Source organism: Microcoleus sp. LAD1_D3, assembly GCF_036702135.1.
Taxonomy (GTDB): Bacteria; Cyanobacteriota; Cyanobacteriia; order Cyanobacteriales; family Microcoleaceae; genus Microcoleus.
On record NZ_JAUBSB010000006.1, the window covers coordinates 188283 to 205897 of the forward strand.

Sequence of the window (17615 nt, forward strand, 5' to 3'; positions counted from 1 at the left end):
AAACCTTTACTAGAACAATTTTCGGCATTCCAGTAAATAAGTAGTCATCAGGCCTTTGCCTTTAACTTCGATCGCGCCGCGGTTTTCAAAGAAATACTTTTCTCGCAATTCCTGATAAGTTGTTTCTGTTACCTGGATACTCCCTGGCTTACCGTGAGATTCCATGCGGGAAGCGGTGTTAACGGTGTCTCCCCACAAATCGTAAATAAATTTTTTAATCCCAATGACTCCGGCAACAACCGGGCCAGTGTTGATGCCGATTCTGATGCTGAAATCTTGATTGTGGATATTGCTGAAGTCAGTAATTGCCTGCTGCATATCGAGGGCCATTTCTGCGATCGCTTCGGCGTGATCCGGGCGAGGAATGGGCAGCCCCCCAACTACCATGTAAGCGTCGCCAATCGTCTTAATTTTTTCCAAACCGTGCCTTTCGGCTAGGTTGTCAAATGTCGAAAAAATGTCATTCAGAAAGGCTACTAATTGCGTTGGAGAAACTCGCGAGCTCAATTGAGTAAAGCCTACTATGTCCGCAAACAAGACAGTAACGTCAGCAAAAGTATCTGCGATCGTACTGTCTCCTCGCTTCAACCGATTTGCTATTTCTTCAGGCAAAATATTCAACAACAAGCGTTCTGATTGTTCCTGTTGAATTTGCAGGGCATTTAAAGTATTATTCAGAGCATGAGTTCGTTCTTCCACTCTAAATTCTAACTCTTCATTCAGCTTGTAAAGTGCCATTTCAGCCCGCCTGCGGTCTGTGATATCCGTACCTATTGCCAGCATTCCCACGAAGTTTCCTGCTGCGTCAAACAGCGGTTTATTTGCCCACGATACCCAAACCCGATCCCCGCTGCGCCGGATACTCTCATTTTCATTTCGCGTGTATTGTTCTGGGTTTTGCAAAATATCTCTCAACTTTGCTGCCAAGTCATTTCCTGCTGTATCTCTCTGGGGAATGATGGTTCCAACTGCGTTTTTGCCAATTATCTCTTTTTCATCGTAACCAAAAAAATTCTGTGCAAATTCGTTAAAAAAAGTAATATTTCCTTCCGTATCTAGTTTTAAAATAATGCTGTTAGCATTCTCGACTAATTCCCGATACTTAATTTCGCTTTGTCGCAGCGAATCCTCTGCTGAGGCGCGTTCGGCTACTGTGGCAGCCAACAGCAGCGATGTAACTACAATTACGCTCATAAAAGCCTGCAAAAATAAGATTGCCTGATGTATATTTTCGCCTTTTGCAATAAAGGGGCCACCTCCCTGAGAACCGCCCCAAATGGCGATACTGGATACAATGAAAGATGCTATAACAGCCCCGCGCTGGCCGAATTGAATGGTTGCCCAAATTACTAAGGGAAATGGCAAGTATTCGAGGGGATAACCGGACAGATTACTTTCACTTTTTGAGTTGTAGACTAGCCAACTGACTGTTACTAACAACAGCAGGCATATTCCGGCACCGAGGCGATTTACAATTGTTGGAGAAGCTGTATTTGGTGAAGGGCGGGGCGCTGGTTTGTGGTTGTATATAATCAACAGCAGGGGCGTGAAAATTAAAACTCCTAATGTATCTCCGAGATACCAATTCCATCGAGTGGGCCAATATTCGCTCCAGTCAATTAAACCAGTTACACAGATGCGTAGCGTGCCGAGAGTGCAGTTGATTTGAGTGGCAACTACAGCACCGCTGAAAACTAAATTGACTACATCTATCAGCCGATTTAGTGACGGGCGAAACTTTAGTTTCTGCAACAAAGTAAATGCACACAAAGCTTGTAAACAAGCACAAAAAGCACTCATTGTTGCACTTATTATGGAAATATTAAGATTAATAGTCTCGTAAAATAATACGCCTAAAGCTATTCCAGGCCACACCTGCCGCCCGAACAATAAAAGTGCAGCTTGTGCAATTCCTGCAGGTGGCCAGACGCACGTACCTAATTTATTTACGCCGGGGATTGAAACTGCTATTTTTGCTCCCAAAGCGTAAGCAAAAGCAATGGCAGCTACTTTGGCTAAGTATTGCCAATTTCTAGATTGAGGAAATCGCCAAAACTGATTTTTGTTGGGGTTCATACTGAGTTTTATATTTTTAACTAACTATAGTAACCGCGACCGAATATTAGCACCTTCTTAATGGCTGAAACATGACTTATTATATTGCTACTTCCTTCTTGCTTCTTCCTTCTTTTTATCCTGAGCGAAGCTGAAGGGCTTTTTTCCTTACTGCTATAACTTGATGCCTGTAAGAAAATAAGTGTTCATCTCGCCTTTGCTTTTAACTTCGAGCGCGCCGGGACTTTCAAATACATACTTATCGTGCAATATATCATAAATTGCAGACGTGACTTGAATGCACCCCGGCAAGCCGTGGGATTCCATGCGGGAAGCGGTGTTAACGGTGTCTCCCCATAAATCGTAAATAAATTTTTTAATACCGATTACTCCGGCGACAACCGGGCCACTGTTGATGCCGAGTCTGATGGTGAAATCTTGATTGTGGGTATTGCTGAAGTCAATAATTGCCTGCTGCATATCGAGCGCCATTTGGGCGATCGCCACTGCATGGAATGGAATAAACTGATTTAGCTTCAGATTTATATCGAGTTTTAAGTTTTAGGGAATTTCACATTTTGTCTTTAAAGTTCACAGCGGAAGGAAGAAGGAAGAGGGAAGAAGAAATAAGGAGGCTAATGTAGGGCGATGCACACCGCACATTACCCTATAAGTAGGGCGCTAATGTAGGGCGATGTACACCGCAGTTTACCAATTAAAAAGCCTTAGTTGAGGGCGGCTTCAATCCACTGTTTTAAAGTAGAATTTACTTCCTCAATGAGAATTTCATGGGATTTGTGAGTGGCTCTTTCCACAACTTCAACTTTGCCTGCTTTCAGCGAACGGCCCGGAACAATGCGATAGGGAATGCCGATTAAATCAGCATCTTTGAATTTGACTCCGGCTCGTTCGTCGCGGTCATCTAGTAGGGTTTCAATCCCAGATTGGTTGAGTTCTGCATAGAGTTTTTCGGCGACTTCTACTTGTTGGGCGTCGGAAATATTCGGGATGCTAATGATGGCGTGATACGGGGCGATCGCTACTGGCCAAATTATCCCGTCTTTGTCGTAGGATTGTTCAACGGCAGATTGAGCTAGCCGCGACACGCCGACGCCGTAGCAGCCCATAACAAAGGGCATTTCTTCACCTTGTTCGCTAGTGTAGGTGGCGCCCATTGCTTGGGAGTATTTGGTTCCCAATTGGAAGATGTGGCCGACTTCGATGCCTCTGGCGCTTTGCAAGGTTTGTTCAGGGTTGTGCACTGCCCGATCGCCCTTTTTGGCTGTTCTGACGCCTACAACCGTTGCTGGTAGCGGAAATTCTTTATCCCAATTAGCCCCGACAACGTGGTATCCTGATTCGTTTGAACCAGTGACAAAGTTGGTCAGATCAACAGCAGTGCGATCGACCAAACGCAAAAACTTAGAGTTTACCTCCTTACTCCCAGCGATATAATCATCAGCAACATCGGGAGCCATATAACCGAGAGGTAAAGATTTAGCAGCCCATTTCCGCTGAGCTTCCACATCAGGAACCGTCAAAAATAAAACAGTTTTAGCTTGATAATTGCCCGCTAACTTCGTCAACTCATTCAGCAACTTTACCTGATTCACATCTTGGTCGCCGCGAATGCTTACCAATACTAAAACAGTCATGCCATTGTCGTAAACAGCTTGGTAAAGCACATTTTTGACAACTTGCGTCGGAGAACATTTCAAAAATTTGCAAAGTTTATCAATTGTTTCAGTTCCCGGCGTTTCCCTCTTTTCAAATGTTGCAAAGGACGATGGTTCCACATCAGCCGGCATCGATACAGCCTTTTCCACATTAGCTGCATACTGACCGTCTTCAGTATAAAGAACTTCATCTTCTCCCGCTTCTGCCAACACCATAAACTCTTGAGAACCCGAACCCCCAATTGCTCCAGAATCAGCATCTACTGCTCGGAATTGCAAGCCCGATCGGCGCAGCATATTGCTATAAGCTTGAGCCATATCTTGATAAGTTTTTTTCAAACTTTCTTCGTTAGTGTGGAAAGAATAGCCATCTTTCATAATGAATTCGCGACCCCGCATTAACCCAAAACGCGGGCGAATTTCATCGCGAAACTTAGTTTGGATTTGATAAAGATGTAAAGGCAATTGCCGATAGGAACGAATCATATCTTTAGCAATTGTAGTAATTACTTCTTCGTGAGTTGGGCCCAGTCCCAATTCTCGCTGCTGCCTGTCTGTCATGGCAAACATAATACCTTCAGCTTGAGTGTAGGTATCCCAGCGGCCGGATTCCCGCCACAAATCGGCCGGTTGCAATTGCGGGAGGAGACATTCTTGAGCGCCGGTAGCGTCCATTTCTTCGCGCACAATTTGAGATACTTTTTTGAGAACTCTCCACATTAAAGGTAGATAAGCGTAAATTCCGCTACCGATGCGCCGGATGTATCCGGCACGGAGTAATAGTTTGTGGCTGGGAATTTCTGCTTCTGCCGGGTCTTCGCGCAGGGTGACAAAAAGCATTTGAGAGAGTCGCATGGCTGATTTCCTTAAAATACCGGATGAGTGTAATTTTAGATCAAGTTCTGATATTATCAGAACTAAGCCCGATTTGATTAAATATATGAATAAAATTTGGCAAAACTATGAAAAAGGTATGGCAGTCTTTGATGATTGTCACTCTCCTACTGTGCAATCTCAGTGGCTTGCCTTAAAAGATGAAATAGGAGAATTTGTTCGAGAACCTAATTTAAGCGAAATTTGGGATATTGTTCATGCTGCTGGTCGATTGCTTTACAAACTAATCGGAATTCCCTTATATTTACTCGCCTATCCTACTGTTCGCAAACACAGTCAACGTTTCGAGGAGTACGGCTGCATTCGCAGCATTCGCAACTGTGAGGGTAAATGCTGTGCCAAAAATTCGTAGCCTAGGCTGTGGCGCACCCGATATCAGGTTTGTTGAATGACGCGCAATTACATTCTAATGACCGGATTCAAAAATAAATGCAACTTTAGGCAAGCGCCCAACCCATATCCAGTAACTAATTTCCAATCTAAAATCTCAAATCTAAAATCGCATGACCAGATTCATCCACGACCAATTTGCTAAACAGTATTTAAAAGAACTATTAACCCCTCTGGGTAATGTAGAAACCAGCCGGGATGTTGCTGGAGAAGTGAGGCAGGTTGACGTTTTATTTGCCCCGAAACCGGAACCGGAAGTCGAAGCAACAGCCCTCGGCATTTTGGGTCAAATCGCAGCAAAACCCGCTGTATTTGAACCCTTCCGCAGCCCAGTCCAAATCGGAGAAATTCGCAGTTGTCTGGGCAAACTCTTCGATATCCACGGCGAATTTGAACGCGCCGCAGTTAGAGAAAATACCCGGATTGCAGAGGCAGACTTGCCCCACCTTTGGATACTGTCGCCGACTGTTTCCGACACGATATTAGCTGGATTTCGAGCGATTCCCGAACCAGAAAATTGGGTAAGTGGAGTTTATTTTATGGGTGCGTCTCTGAAAGCAGCGATTATTGCCATTCACCAACTCCCCCGGACTCCAGAAACGCTGTGGCTGAGAGTTTTGGGCAAGGGAAACGTGCAGAAGCAAGCGGTTGCCGAATTGAGAGAATTACCCTCTGATAATGTGTTTCGGTTGAATGCGCTAGAATTGTTGTACAACTTGCGAACGATATTAGAAGTCCGCCAAGACATAGATCGAGAAGATCGGGAGTTAATTATGGAACTGTCACCCCTCTACTTGCAACGATTGGAAGATGCAACTCAGCGCGGTATCCAGCAAGGTATGCAGCAAGGTATGCAGCGCGCTCAACGCCTGATGGTTGAGAATCTGCTCCAAGTAAAATTTAGTGAGATTGATGAAGAATTAGCCCAAATAATCGAGCCTTTGATTCAACTAGAATCCCTCGATCGCACGCGACTGATTATGCAGCTCGATCGCTCTGAATTACTAGCTCGTTTCGATGCGTCCAAAAACCAACCGGAATCCTAACTCAGCAGCGCGCTCTACGATATGTAGGGGGCGCTAAATATCACTTTACTATTTATTATATATCGAGAAGATCTGGAGTTAATTATGGAACTGTCACCTCTCTACTTGCAACGGCTTGAAGATGCGACTCAGCAAGGTATTCAGCAAGGTATTCAGCAAAGTAAACGCCAGATAGTTGAGAGTATGTTACAAGTGTATTTTGGCGAGATTGATGAAGAATTATCCCAACTAATCGAGCCTTTGATTCAACTAGAACCCATCGAGATCGCGCGAATGATTATGCAGCTCGATCGCCCGGAATTACTAGCTCGTTTTGAGCCTGAAAATCCAACGAAATCCTAACTCAGTAGCGCACTCTACAATATGTAGGGTACACCACCGGGCAGTTTACTACTATTGATAATGGGTGGCGATCGCCCCCTGCCTCCCACTTGCTGCTTTTATGCGAGCTCTGCTGCTACCAGTCGCATATAAACTAATTTCTGACTTTAGACGGATTTATTTTTTATCTTCCACAGCCATAATAAGGAGTAAGGATGAAATCACTAGAAAACTGATTTACTGCTCATCCCAATTTCACTAATAAGGGCTTCCATAAGATAAAGCCTGACGCAAACAAACCATCATCTAAAGCTTACACAATCCCCTAAAAAAAAGTTGGGGATAGTTTTCGCTATGCCGAGTTAGGCAGGCATACAACTTTAGGAGGTAAATTATGTTTGAAAGCGAGTTATTAATGTCGCTGTACAGTCCCAAATTCAATATTGCCCAAATGCCAGTAGAAATAGATGTGCCATTTGACCACCCCGATATCGGAGGGCTGATGTTTTTAAGCCCTCAGTTTTTCGTGGCATTAATCGCCGGAGTCATCATGGCTTTCGGCTTCCAATTCCTGTTAACAAATTTCTCGATCGCCGCCAAAATCTCAAATTGGGACGAGGCTTTACCCGACGACGACGATGATGATGAGTCCGAAAGTTTAGGCAGTAAAGTTCGGAAAATCGAAGGTTTAGTCGGAGGTTGGATTTTAGTCACAGTTAACCTAGCTTTATTTTTGGCTTGTTTTCTGGCCGTCAAACTAACTTCAATTGCCAGCGTAGATGGAGCGGCAATTATTGGTGTGGTTATCTGGGCAGCGTACTTTTTAACCCTTGTATGGCTCGGTTCTAGCGCCGTCGGTTCTATGATCGGTTCCTTGATAAAAACTGCTTTTTCAGGCGTTCAAGGCGTCATGGGTACTGCTGGTGCAGCGATCGGCGGGAAGATGGCTAGCGACCAAATGGTCAATACTGTAGAGGCATCTGTTGCCGCTGTCCGCCGCGAATTGAGTTCGGCGGTAGACCCCGATAGCATTCGCGAAACACTGCAAGATTATGTGGGTGCTTTGCAGTTACCGAAACTAGATGTTAAAGAAATTCGCGGTCAATTTGAAAAGTTGCTGGGCGATGCAGATATCAAATCTCTTGCGGGAAGCGACGTTCTGAAGAATGTTAACCGCCAGACTTTTGTGGATTTAATTAAGAGTCGGACAGACTTTTCTCAAGAGGAAATAACTCAAGTTGCCGACCAACTCGAAGGCGTTTGGAAGCAGACATTCGGCAAGCAGCAAGAGCAGAAAGACCCGAATTTGGAGTTGGTTGATTTTCTCAAGTCTGCAGCTCCCGATTTGCTGAAGTCTGACGAACTCAACGCCAAGCTGTCTCAAATTCTGGAAAGTAGGGAAAACAAATCGGAATCCAGCAGCGGCATGAAGCGAGCGATGCAGTTGGGTGTAGAAGCTCTTATCGGCACTGTTTTGTCGCGGACGGATTTGTCGGATTTGGATGTTGAAAAAATATCGGGTCAGTTGCAGCAACTGACAGCAAAAGGGACGGAACAAGCTAAATCTTTGGCTTCTCAGGTGGGCGATAAAGTGCCTGCGCTGCCTTTCAATACAGCTAAGGCTGATGTGGAAAATTACTTGATGAATGCCCAACCTTGGCATCTCAACCGCGAGACAATCAAGCAGGAATTTAGGGATGTTATTTACGACCCGGAAGCTTCTCCGGGGGCGGTTTTGCGACAGTTAGAGCTGTTTAATCCCGATTATTTTGTAGGGGTTCTGGGCCGCCGTGAGGGGTTTGCTCCGGAACAGGCGGCAGAAATTGCCGAACAGCTTGAAGGTGTCCGCCAAGAAGTGTTGGAAATTGTGCAAGCTGCTGCTGGTGATGAACAGTCTCAAGATTTACGCAGCCGGATTGAGAATTATTTGCGATCGACCGGCAAAGATGAGCTGAATCCTGAAGGTATCGAGCGGGATTTCCAAGCGCTTTTGGAAGATCGGGATGCTGGTTTTGAGGCTTTGCGCGATCGCCTCTCACAGTTTAACCGCGATACTTTGGTGCAGTTGCTCGGTCAGCGGGAGGATTTCAGCCCCGAGGAAGCCGATCAGTTAATAGGCCGACTGGAGAGTTCGCGCGATCGTGTGATTTCTCAAGCTCAAGAATTGCAAGAGCAAGCGAAATCGAAAGCGCAAGAATTGCGGCAAAAAGTAGAAGACTATCTCCGCAATACTAATAAGGAAGAACTCAATCCTGAAGCGATCGAGCGCGAGTTTCAAACGCTTTTAAGCGACCCGGAAGCCGGATTTAAATCGCTGAGAGAACGCTTGTCTCAATTCGACCGCGATACGCTGGTGCAGTTGCTGTCACAGCGCCAAGACCTCAGCGAAGAACAGATCAATCAGGCGATCGACCGGATCGAATCGGTGCGCGACAACATTATCCACGCCCCGCAAATAGTTGCAGATAAAGCTAAGGAGCAGTACGAAGAAGTTACTGCAAAAATAGGCGAGTACCTGCGGAATACTAACCTGGAAGAACTCGATCCAGAAGGCATCAATCGGGATTTGACCAAATTGTTTGAAAATCCGAAAGAGGGTGCTTTGGCACTTCGGGATAGACTTTCTCAGGTCGATCGCGAAACTTTAGTTCAGTTGCTGTCGCAGCGGGAAGATTTGAGCGAAGAACAGATCAATCGGACGATCGATCGCGTGCAAGATTCGATTCGCAGCATCGTGAAATCGCCCCGCCGCTTAGCTTCTCGCGCTCAAAAAACAGTCCGGGATTTCCAAGGAAGTTTGGAAAATTACTTGCGAAATACGGACAAGGAAGCACTCAATCCTGAAGGCATCAAACGCGATTTGCAGTTGCTGTTTAGTGAGCCAGGAGCGGGGATGCAAAGTTTGGGCGATCGCGTGAAGCATTTTGACCGGGATACGCTGGTAGCGCTGCTGTCGCAGCGGGAAGACATCTCGGAAGAGGAAGCCAACAAAATTGCCGACCAAATTGAATCTGTCCGCAACCAAATTGTCGAACAAGTTCAAATGGTTCAGGACAAGTTTCAGTCAGCAATGGATGGTATTTTCGGGAAAATTCGGGATTACCTCAATTCGCTCGATCGACCCGAACTCAACTACGAAGGCATCAAGCGGGACTTCCGCAAAGTGTTTGACGACCCGCAGGCCGGATTTGACGCGATTAAAGAGCGTTTAGGTGAGTTCGATCGCGGTACTTTAGTTGCCCTGCTGAGTTCTCGTTCCGATATTTCCGAGACTGACGCTCACCGAATTGTTGACCAAATGGAAGGAGCCCGGGATAGCGTTTTATTGCGCTCGGAACGCTTACAAACAGAAGCCAAAAAACGCATCAAAGAGCTCAAGAAAAAGACCAAGCAGCAAGCAGAAGATGCGCGCGAAGCGGCAGCAACTGCTGCTTGGTGGCTGTTCGGTACCGCTCTAACTTCTGTGGTTGTTTCTGCTTTGGCTGGAGCAATAGCAGTCGGTGGTATTTCGGGTTTGTTTAGCTAGATTTTCAACGAGTTTGAAATAAAGTTCTCCTGATTCTAGGCTGGCTGTTTGCCAGCCTATTTTCTTTGGAATAATATCAGAGTCCTTCAGGATTCTATAGTTGGCGGAAACCCTCTCGATAAATCGAGCGCCAAGTCGTGAAAATAAGGCAGATTAACAGACTCGTTGGGCAGAAAAATCAGCGTCCTGCGATAACCAAATTGGTCAGGGGCATTCTGATACGGCTCGCTGTAACATTCCAAGCAAGTTTGTGATAAATTAAATATCCAATAGTTAGAGATTCCGGTTTCAGCATAAAGGGGGAGCTTAACCTGTTTGTCGTAAGTCAAAGAAGAATCTGCAATCTCAATCAGCAACAGTATATCCCCTGGACAGGGGTGAGAGGATAGATAGTCGTCAGGGCGATTTTGTACGAGCGAAAAATCAGGTTCAGGTTCGCTGTTTGTCGGTAAAACGATGGGAGATTGACACTGTAAAGTTGCCCGCTCTGCTACTATGGCGCTTAATTCCCGCAATAATCTTCTCAGACAGGTTTCGTGAGCGGTACCTTTAGCTGCCATTTTCACAAGTTCTCCCTGGATTAACTCAACTCGATCGTCCTCACCAAAGAACCCCAGTTCTGTCAGGCGATGATATTCCGCTATGGTGAAGCGTTTTGCAGTTGCGATCGACATAACAGCCACCTAAATACAGGTCTGTTGTGATTATAGGCGATCGTCGATCGGCTCAACAATGCTAATCATGAGTACGGCTAACAACAATTTTGTCAAATTTGCCTCATCCTTTGGTTGCAAATATTCCCTATTTTGGTTAATTTACTCCCCGAAGTTATGTTGGGGATCATATCTGTCTTAAGCAAGATTCTAGCATCACTATTTATTAGGTACTTTAACTTAAGTAACAAACAAAAGTTTTCTCACCAATAAGAAAACTGAGCAATACATATTATTTTGGAGGCTTGAATGACATTTACTACTGCCGGTGCTTACGACCAAGGAAAAGCAGATATTCAGAGCTTGAGTGTAGACGACCAATTAGGTGTACTGTGGTTTATTTACACCGAAATCGGCAAGTCAATAACGCCAGCGGCTCCCGGTGCTTCTGGTTCGGAAATCGCTCAGGGTTTGTTCGAGCAAGTCAAACCGCTGCCCCACGAAGCACAACTACAAGTAATGCGCGACATTGCCTCAAAAGCCAATACAGAAATCAGCCGGATGTACGGCTCGATGAGTCCTGAAACCAAGCTGGCTTTTTGGTATTTTCTAGCAGTAGGAATGGACGAAGGAACTATTATTCCTATGCCTCCCGACTATGAACTTCCCGAAGCAGGAAAAGCTTTATTAGGAAAGGTTCAGGCGATGGACTTTCAGCAGCAAATTGATTTCCTTCGCGGTACAGTTTTAGAAATGGGTGCTGAAGCCGCTCCGGGGGCTGGCATTTAAAAATAAGGCTTACGAAAAAAAACCCGGTTTCTAGGAGAATATTGGGTGCAGCAACGAGGCATCTAAGAAGAAACCGGGTTTTTAGCCGTTTGATGCGTAAGTCCTCAAAAAGATTAGTAAGCAACTCAAACTAATACGCCGCGCCAGAAACCCGGCTTCTTCAAGAATCGGGTTTCTGGCTGTTGTGTTTTTTTAGGTTTACGGCGAAGATCCGCACTTTACAGCTAATAACTGAATTCAACGGCTCTATTTCCCACAACTTCCGGCGCACCGACTGTTAAACGCATATCTTCGCAGGCAACGGTTAGCAAGGGCTGACCTAAGTTTAAACTGGCAAAAGGACTTTCTTCTGCCACTTCTAATTCGCCTTTAATCCAACCGATGCGAGACTCTAATCCTCCTTTAAACAACAGAAAATTGCTGCGGTAAGCGCTGAAAACATTTCCGCTAAAAGGCACGGGTAAGGCTAAAGTTTGCTTACTGTAATTAAGACAGCACAGTTGACGGTTTTCTTGGTGAACTGTGACGCGGTAGCCTAGCGGTGCTGCCTTTACCGAATCGCTGCCTTCCCAACTAAATTGAGCTAATTCTTTAGGAAGTCCCCAAATTTCGCGCCCGCCGGCTACCGAGTTAGGGTTGTCTACGTAAATATGGGAAATCCAAGCGCCCCATTTTCCTGCATAATTGGCGATCGCGCTAACTACAATTAACTCATTGTACTCCATCACCGAACCCAACCCGTAGGAGGATATATAAATGCCCCCTAGGGTTTTTCCTGGCAATAAAGAGACAATTTCTAACTCAGAGGGAACCAAGGGGCGCACTCGTGCCACATCTACCAATTGTAAAGTCTGAACAGCATAACCTTGCAGATTCCAAGGTGCAGGTGGATATACCATTTTCAGTTATTTTAAGCTTGAGCTTTTATACTTATTTTAGCTTAAAGCCTAAAAAACTTGTTTGGGGGCGGGTTTAGTAATATTATTAGTGGGAATTAGATGTTATTCGTAACACCCACCCCTACGATCCGCGTTAATCCGCGTTCATCTGCGGTTAAAAACCTGCAACTCTACTTACTCGCATAACCCGTACTTACCAAAAACTCCCGCAACTTCCCAAAGAATTCAGTGCGATCGCGCCCTAGATAAACTCTCTCCAACAACTGCCAACCTTCCGCCTCCTGGCCCATGACATACTTGTTCGCCATGAAGGCGGCCAAAACCCCTTTCACCTCCACATTGTCACTCAAACGCTTGTTAGATTCGAGCCAAAGCTCAGCAGAATTCGTGTATACTTCCACCGGATACTGTTTGCTAACATCTTGCATTTTACCTTGGCGGTACTGCCAAATTTGCAGCGGAAAGCGAGAATCAGCGTAATTTGTAAAAGCCTCGGAAAATCTGCCGTCCTGGCTCTTAAACTCTGGGATATCATTTTTGCCAAAATCCACTATTTCGTAACTCACATTACCCCAAAAATGCTTGATGTGACTGTATTTGTTAGCCCCTGAGTCGTAGCGGTAAATAAACGAATAATTGCAGCAGCGGACGCCGCTTTTGATTGACACTAAGTCTGCTAGCACTTCCGGTTCCTTGTCGCCGTCCAAATCACGGATTCGCAGCGATAAAAAACGCCCTTCTGATATTTCTTCGCGAGCTCTTTGATCGGGATTATCTACGAGAGAACGAGTCGGAATCAGCACTGGTTCTTCTAATAAAGTTTTACCGTCGCGGATAATTCTGATGCGGAGATTTTTAGCATTTTCTGCTTCTTTTACGAAAGAAACTTCCGCCCGAACTTTCCCCGCTTCCGAGATTTCTGTTGTTCTCGGCGGGCCGACATTCGCCGGAACTTGGGCGATATATTCGGCAGGAACTAAGGCAGTTTGGCCGGGTTTGGCGATCGCTTGACAGAAAAAAGTTGCTACTTCGGCGCGAGTAGCATTGCGTGTAGGTTCTAGCTGTTTGACGGCGGGATAATTGACAACAAGTTGTTTTTCTGCGGCGGCGGCGATCGCATTTCTTGCCAGTTCTGGAATTTGCGGCGCATCCTCAAAAGTCGCATCCAAAATCTCAGCCGCCGACCCCGTAGGTGTATATTTCAAGCCACTGGTTAAAGCTACCAAAGCCTGCCAGCGGGTAATATTCAAAGTCGGGTTAAAGATACTGCCACTGTATCCAGACATAAAACCCGTCTGATAAGCTTCTCGAATTGCTTTAAAACCCCAGTAATTTGTAGGAATATCTGCAAAGTCGATCGGAGCTCGGACGGTTTTCGCATCTGGAAAAGCCATGCGAACCATCGCCGCAAACTCAGCGCGGCTGACTGGGCGATTCGGGCGAAAAGTGCCGTCTTCGTAGTAGCCACTGATGATTTTTTTTTCTGCTAACTCCTCAATGCAAGCTTGCGCCCAATGGTCGTTAACATCCTTAAATTTGGCTTGAGCAAATGCCGGCGCTACATTCAGACCCGGAAACACTAAATTCCCGATGATTATCCCCAGGGCTACCAGTGAAGCGATGACAGCTTGACGTTTGTGCGATCGAACCATATAACAGCCTCCTCTACTTACAAATTGGCGATCGAAACTTTCGGAAACTTTGTTTATATAATATCAGCTACCTTTACCAGATTTAATACCATTTATTAAAAATTTACCGACGACCAAGGACACGGCAGTGCCGTGTCCCTAATTTTTAGAGTTCCTATAATAAAGCTTACTTCGACTCTAAAGTCATCTCCATCGCCATTTTTGTTTTGATTGTTGATTCTTGAGAACTGCCAGCATTTTTAGCACTCATTTCGCTATTTGAACTAATAGATACAGTAGAGCGAAAAGGAATTAATCTATCCAAGCGCATTGTGGCTGCTCCCCGACCCTGAGAAGCAAAAGATTTTAGGGTTAAGGTAGCTCCCGGAGGCAGTTGGGGAGAGGTAATATTTTGGGGGTTTGCTTGCTGCTCTATACTTACATTCAGAGACGCAACTCCATCTTGCCAGCTAGCCAATTCATACGTAGCAATGTCATTCACATTAATGCCACTGAAATTAGAGGAAGAAGAAACGCGCCATTTGGCTCCTTTTCCGACGGCTTCGGCAGGCAGAGGCGAGGCAAGTTGCTCTAGAGATTTAGACATTTGTCGAACCATTTGTTTGACGTTGTTGTCAGCTCCTTCGGGCAAAATAATGTCACCTCCTTTATGAAAACCGCGATTGTCCATGATGAAAGAGCCTTTCACTCCCACCATGTTTTTGAGTGCAGAACGCATGGCATTTAGGGCGGCGGGCTGGGTATTTCCAGTATCACCGACGATATCTGCATTAGTGTAAGCAAACTCGTAGTAAATATCGCCATTGGGATCGATTTTAGTGACTTTGGTCTCGAAAGTCATCACCGATACTGGAATTTTAGCTGCAGCCGAAGACTGACCGGATGCGGATATGTCCATATCCATTTTTACGGTCATCACAGTTGTTTGTTTGACATTAATAGCTGGTTTCAAACGCAGTTGCTGTCGGGGTTCCACTCCCGGATTTAGCAGTTCCACTTGCGGGGTTTTGGAGTTGCGGACAGGCGCGGATACGCCAGGGGCTGGCTGCTGAACTACAAGTGGAGTTTCAGCACTGAGGGAAGCAGGAGAAAGCTCGATCGCCCATCCGGCACTTACCAAACAAAGAGATGCAATAAACTGTCTTTTTTTCATTAACTTAATTTCCTGTTATTTGAATGTTTGCCTGTTCCCACAGTCGATCGACTGTCACAAATTTGTAACCTTTATACAAAAGCAGTGGAATTATTTTATCCGCAGAAGCTGCAACATCTTCACCGCCGCAATAGCCGTCGTGCAGTACAATAATTGATCCGTTTTCTGTTTGCTGCACGATGCGACTAATAACTTTCCTCACCCCCGGTCGCACCCAATCTTCCGGGACGACACTCCACATTACAGGGCGATATTCCCACTGTTGCAATAACTCTAATGTTCGCGGCGTAAAAATGCCGTTGGGTGGCCGCACGTCTAGGATTAATTGTGGGTCTAAATCGCAAGCTTTGGCAATTGCTTTCTGCGTGTCTTCTAAACTTTGTTTGAGTTCGTGGGTTTTTAGTTTGGGAAACGATATATGCTGATAGCCGTGGAGACCGATCCAGTGTCCGCGATCGTACACTTCTTTAGCCGTTTCTGGATGCCTGTCCACGCAAAAACCTAGCCAGAAAAAACTAGCTTTGATGTCGTATTTATCTAAGATTTTTAACAGTTGAGGTGTGTGCTGACGGTGCGGCCCGTCGTCAAATGTGAGGGCAATTTCTCGGCTGTTGATATCTCCCGTCCACAGACATCCGGGAAAAGCCGATTTGAGAATGGGATGAACGACAGGAAACAGGGGTGCTAATGGCATTGATTAACCTTGATAAATGCGATCGGGTAGAAATGAAGCTGCGTTACAATAGAATAAAGTTAACTCAATCGAGGTAAATATGACAACTGCCGTTGATATAGGAACGCTAATTGTCCGCACGCCCGGAACTTGCGGCGGCCGCCCACGAATTGCAGGAACTAGAATTACGGTAGAGAACATTGCTATTGATTTTAATGCGGGATGGACTCCTGAAGTAATTGTTCAAAAGAGAACGCACTTGAATTTAGCACAGGTTTATGCAGCCTTAGCTTACTATTATGCGAACAAAAAGCAAATTGACGCGGAAATAGCAGCAGAAAATGCTGAGTGGGAGCGCTTGGAAGCAGACTCTATGGCAGGTAAGCTATCGTGAGTAAGATTCGTTTATATCTTGATGAGGATATTCAGGAACAAGCTCTAATCTTAGCTCTGCGAAATTCGGGTGTAGATGTGATAACAACCTCGGAGGCTAACAGGCTGAGTTTTTCCGATGAAGAACAGCTCATTTGGGCAACCCAGCAAGGGCGAGTCGTTTACAGTTTTAATAGGAGAGATTTCAGCCGTTTACACAATATCTGTATTGCCGAAGAGAGAAGTCATACTGGAATCATTCTTGCACAACAGCAGCGGTACTCGGTGGGCGCACAGTTGCGGGCACTTTTGAATTTGATTGCTGCTAAGTCAGCAGAGGAAATGATCGACCAACTGGAGTATCTTGGAACTTATATAAGAGATGAATAAAAATATGAAATAAACTTGAGTGAGTGCCGAATACTTAATGGTTTAACTCCTTTGATATAGACTAAATCTAGCCACAGTCGATAGAGCTCTATCTCGCGGTCGATGCGATCGCCCTACAGTGTCTTCCTATACTGAAAACCAGCATAACTAATCGACAAACCATCAAGGAGGAACAATGACCGAGGAATATTTAGCCGAACGAACAGTTTCAGCCGTATTTAAGGAAGAAGAACAATTAGACGGCGTAATTCGGCGGTTGCTCGATCGCGGAGTTTCCCGTGACCACATCTCAGTGATGGGAAAAAACTTTCAATCTAAAACTAAAATTGCCGGCTTTATTACTAAAAAAGATGTGATATTAGGCGGTCTGCGAAGCGGGGCGATTTTTGGTTCCTTATTCGGTTCTTTTTTGGCTTTGCTAACAGGTGTCGGCCTGCTGGTTATTCCCTTTGTCGGTACAGTAGTCTCGGCGGGCCCGCTGGGTGCTGCACTGTTGGGTGCAGCTAGCGGCGCGATCGCAGGTTCGGCCGGTGCGGGTCTAGTTTCCGCTTTAGTCACTTTGGGAATGCCGGAAGACAAAGCAACTATCTATCAAACCCGCGTTGAAGCAGGCGAATTTCTCGTGATGGCAGAAGTCGCCGCCGACCGTTCGGGCGAATTTCAACTCTTGCTAGAAAGTGCAGGTGGCCAAGAAGTTTCAGTTAGCGAAATGACGCTGCCGCGCGCCGTCAAAGGTCGCTGCAATAGTCCGGCAGACTTGTCTCCAGAAGCGCGATCGCACCTATCGGAAGCTGCTCAAAAAACCTTTATGGAATCCTACAACGCCACATTTGATGAAAGCAACGACTCGATACAAGCGGAACACACCGCTTGGGACGCCATTCACCAGCAATACGAAGAAGATGAAAACGGCGTTTGGGGTAAGCCTTTAGCCTAAGTCTAGTCTTCCAATCGCAGTAAACTAATAAAAAATAAAATCCCGCCTCTCGAACTGCGGTTCTGGAGGCTTTGACGATTTTTGATTTGAGATTTGTGCAAGACTTAATTAACTGGAGTTTAGACTAAAAAACGATCGCACCTAAAAGTAGCTGCCTCTCAACCGCAGGCAAGTTATTGCTCAAAAACT

At 45.6% G+C, this 17615-nt stretch carries 15 protein-coding genes and 1 pseudogene; 8 read left to right on the forward strand and 8 right to left on the reverse strand.

Translation table 11 applies throughout. The features are described from left to right. Positions 1 to 9: 9 nt before the first annotated feature. The 3 genes and pseudogenes from QUA74_RS05705 to proS form a co-directional block, all read right to left on the reverse strand. Positions 10 to 2076: an adenylate/guanylate cyclase domain-containing protein gene (locus tag QUA74_RS05705; RefSeq protein ID WP_333325985.1), complete on the reverse strand. Its 2067-nt coding sequence runs from the start codon at positions 2074 to 2076 to the stop codon at positions 10 to 12. Between the two features lie 153 nt (positions 2077 to 2229). After that, positions 2230 to 2571: pseudogene (locus tag QUA74_RS05710) on the reverse strand (adenylate/guanylate cyclase domain-containing protein); the annotation flags it as partial. Between the two features lie 209 nt (positions 2572 to 2780). Then, positions 2781 to 4586, reverse strand: a complete 1806-nt coding sequence (proS, locus tag QUA74_RS05715; protein WP_333325987.1) for a proline--tRNA ligase — start codon at positions 4584 to 4586, stop codon at positions 2781 to 2783. An 85-nt stretch (positions 4587 to 4671) separates the two neighbouring features. Here proS and QUA74_RS05720 point away from each other — a divergent pair, with 85 nt between their 5' ends. From QUA74_RS05720 to QUA74_RS05735, 4 genes are all read left to right on the forward strand, one after another. After that, the gene (locus QUA74_RS05720) at positions 4672 to 4977 is read left to right on the forward strand and encodes a hypothetical protein (RefSeq protein ID WP_333325989.1); all 306 of its coding nucleotides are present in this window, start codon (positions 4672 to 4674) and stop codon (positions 4975 to 4977) included. 151 nt (positions 4978 to 5128) lie between these two features. Continuing rightward, entirely contained in the window at positions 5129 to 6061 is a 933-nt protein-coding gene (locus QUA74_RS05725) for a hypothetical protein (RefSeq protein WP_333325991.1), read from the forward strand. Between the two features lie 84 nt (positions 6062 to 6145). Further along, positions 6146 to 6403, forward strand: a complete 258-nt coding sequence (locus QUA74_RS05730) for a hypothetical protein (RefSeq protein WP_445251610.1) — start codon at positions 6146 to 6148, stop codon at positions 6401 to 6403. Positions 6404 to 6776: 373 nt separating this feature from the next. Continuing rightward, the gene (locus tag QUA74_RS05735) at positions 6777 to 9908 is read left to right on the forward strand and encodes an MFS transporter (RefSeq protein ID WP_333325993.1); all 3132 of its coding nucleotides are present in this window, start codon (positions 6777 to 6779) and stop codon (positions 9906 to 9908) included. An 86-nt stretch (positions 9909 to 9994) separates the two neighbouring features. On the opposite strand, the gene QUA74_RS05740 is transcribed toward QUA74_RS05735, so the two are convergent. After that, positions 9995 to 10582 (reverse strand): Uma2 family endonuclease, encoded by a 588-nt coding sequence (locus QUA74_RS05740; protein WP_333325995.1) that lies wholly within the window; start codon positions 10580 to 10582, stop codon positions 9995 to 9997. A 288-nt stretch (positions 10583 to 10870) separates the two neighbouring features. Here QUA74_RS05740 and QUA74_RS05745 point away from each other — a divergent pair, with 288 nt between their 5' ends. Next, complete coding sequence (locus QUA74_RS05745; protein ID WP_333325997.1) at positions 10871 to 11350, forward strand: orange carotenoid protein N-terminal domain-containing protein; 480 nt, start codon at positions 10871 to 10873, stop codon at positions 11348 to 11350. A 224-nt stretch (positions 11351 to 11574) separates the two neighbouring features. Here QUA74_RS05745 and QUA74_RS05750 read toward each other — a convergent pair whose 3' ends face one another. The 4 genes from QUA74_RS05750 to QUA74_RS05765 form a co-directional block, all read right to left on the reverse strand. Continuing rightward, positions 11575 to 12249 (reverse strand): acetoacetate decarboxylase family protein, encoded by a 675-nt coding sequence (locus QUA74_RS05750; RefSeq protein ID WP_333325999.1) that lies wholly within the window; start codon positions 12247 to 12249, stop codon positions 11575 to 11577. A 170-nt stretch (positions 12250 to 12419) separates the two neighbouring features. Next, positions 12420 to 13901: an S-layer homology domain-containing protein gene (locus QUA74_RS05755; protein ID WP_333326001.1), complete on the reverse strand. Its 1482-nt coding sequence runs from the start codon at positions 13899 to 13901 to the stop codon at positions 12420 to 12422. Positions 13902 to 14067: 166 nt separating this feature from the next. Beyond that, the gene (locus QUA74_RS05760; RefSeq protein ID WP_333326003.1) at positions 14068 to 15054 is read right to left on the reverse strand and encodes a DUF6263 family protein; all 987 of its coding nucleotides are present in this window, start codon (positions 15052 to 15054) and stop codon (positions 14068 to 14070) included. A 4-nt stretch (positions 15055 to 15058) separates the two neighbouring features. Beyond that, positions 15059 to 15748 carry a polysaccharide deacetylase family protein gene (locus QUA74_RS05765; protein ID WP_333326005.1) on the reverse strand — a complete coding sequence of 230 codons (690 nt, stop codon included), beginning with the start codon at positions 15746 to 15748 and terminating at the stop codon, positions 15059 to 15061. Between the two features lie 79 nt (positions 15749 to 15827). Here QUA74_RS05765 and QUA74_RS05770 point away from each other — a divergent pair, with 79 nt between their 5' ends. From QUA74_RS05770 to QUA74_RS05780, 3 genes are all read left to right on the forward strand, one after another. Then, entirely contained in the window at positions 15828 to 16121 is a 294-nt protein-coding gene (locus QUA74_RS05770; protein ID WP_333239823.1) for a DUF433 domain-containing protein, read from the forward strand. After that, complete coding sequence (locus QUA74_RS05775) at positions 16118 to 16489, forward strand: DUF5615 family PIN-like protein (protein WP_333326008.1); 372 nt, start codon at positions 16118 to 16120, stop codon at positions 16487 to 16489. The genes QUA74_RS05770 and QUA74_RS05775 overlap by 4 nt, the downstream gene beginning before the upstream one ends. Before the next feature lie 175 nt (positions 16490 to 16664). Continuing rightward, positions 16665 to 17426 carry a ChaB family protein gene (locus QUA74_RS05780; RefSeq protein WP_333326010.1) on the forward strand — a complete coding sequence of 254 codons (762 nt, stop codon included), beginning with the start codon at positions 16665 to 16667 and terminating at the stop codon, positions 17424 to 17426. Positions 17427 to 17615: the final 189 nt, after the last annotated feature.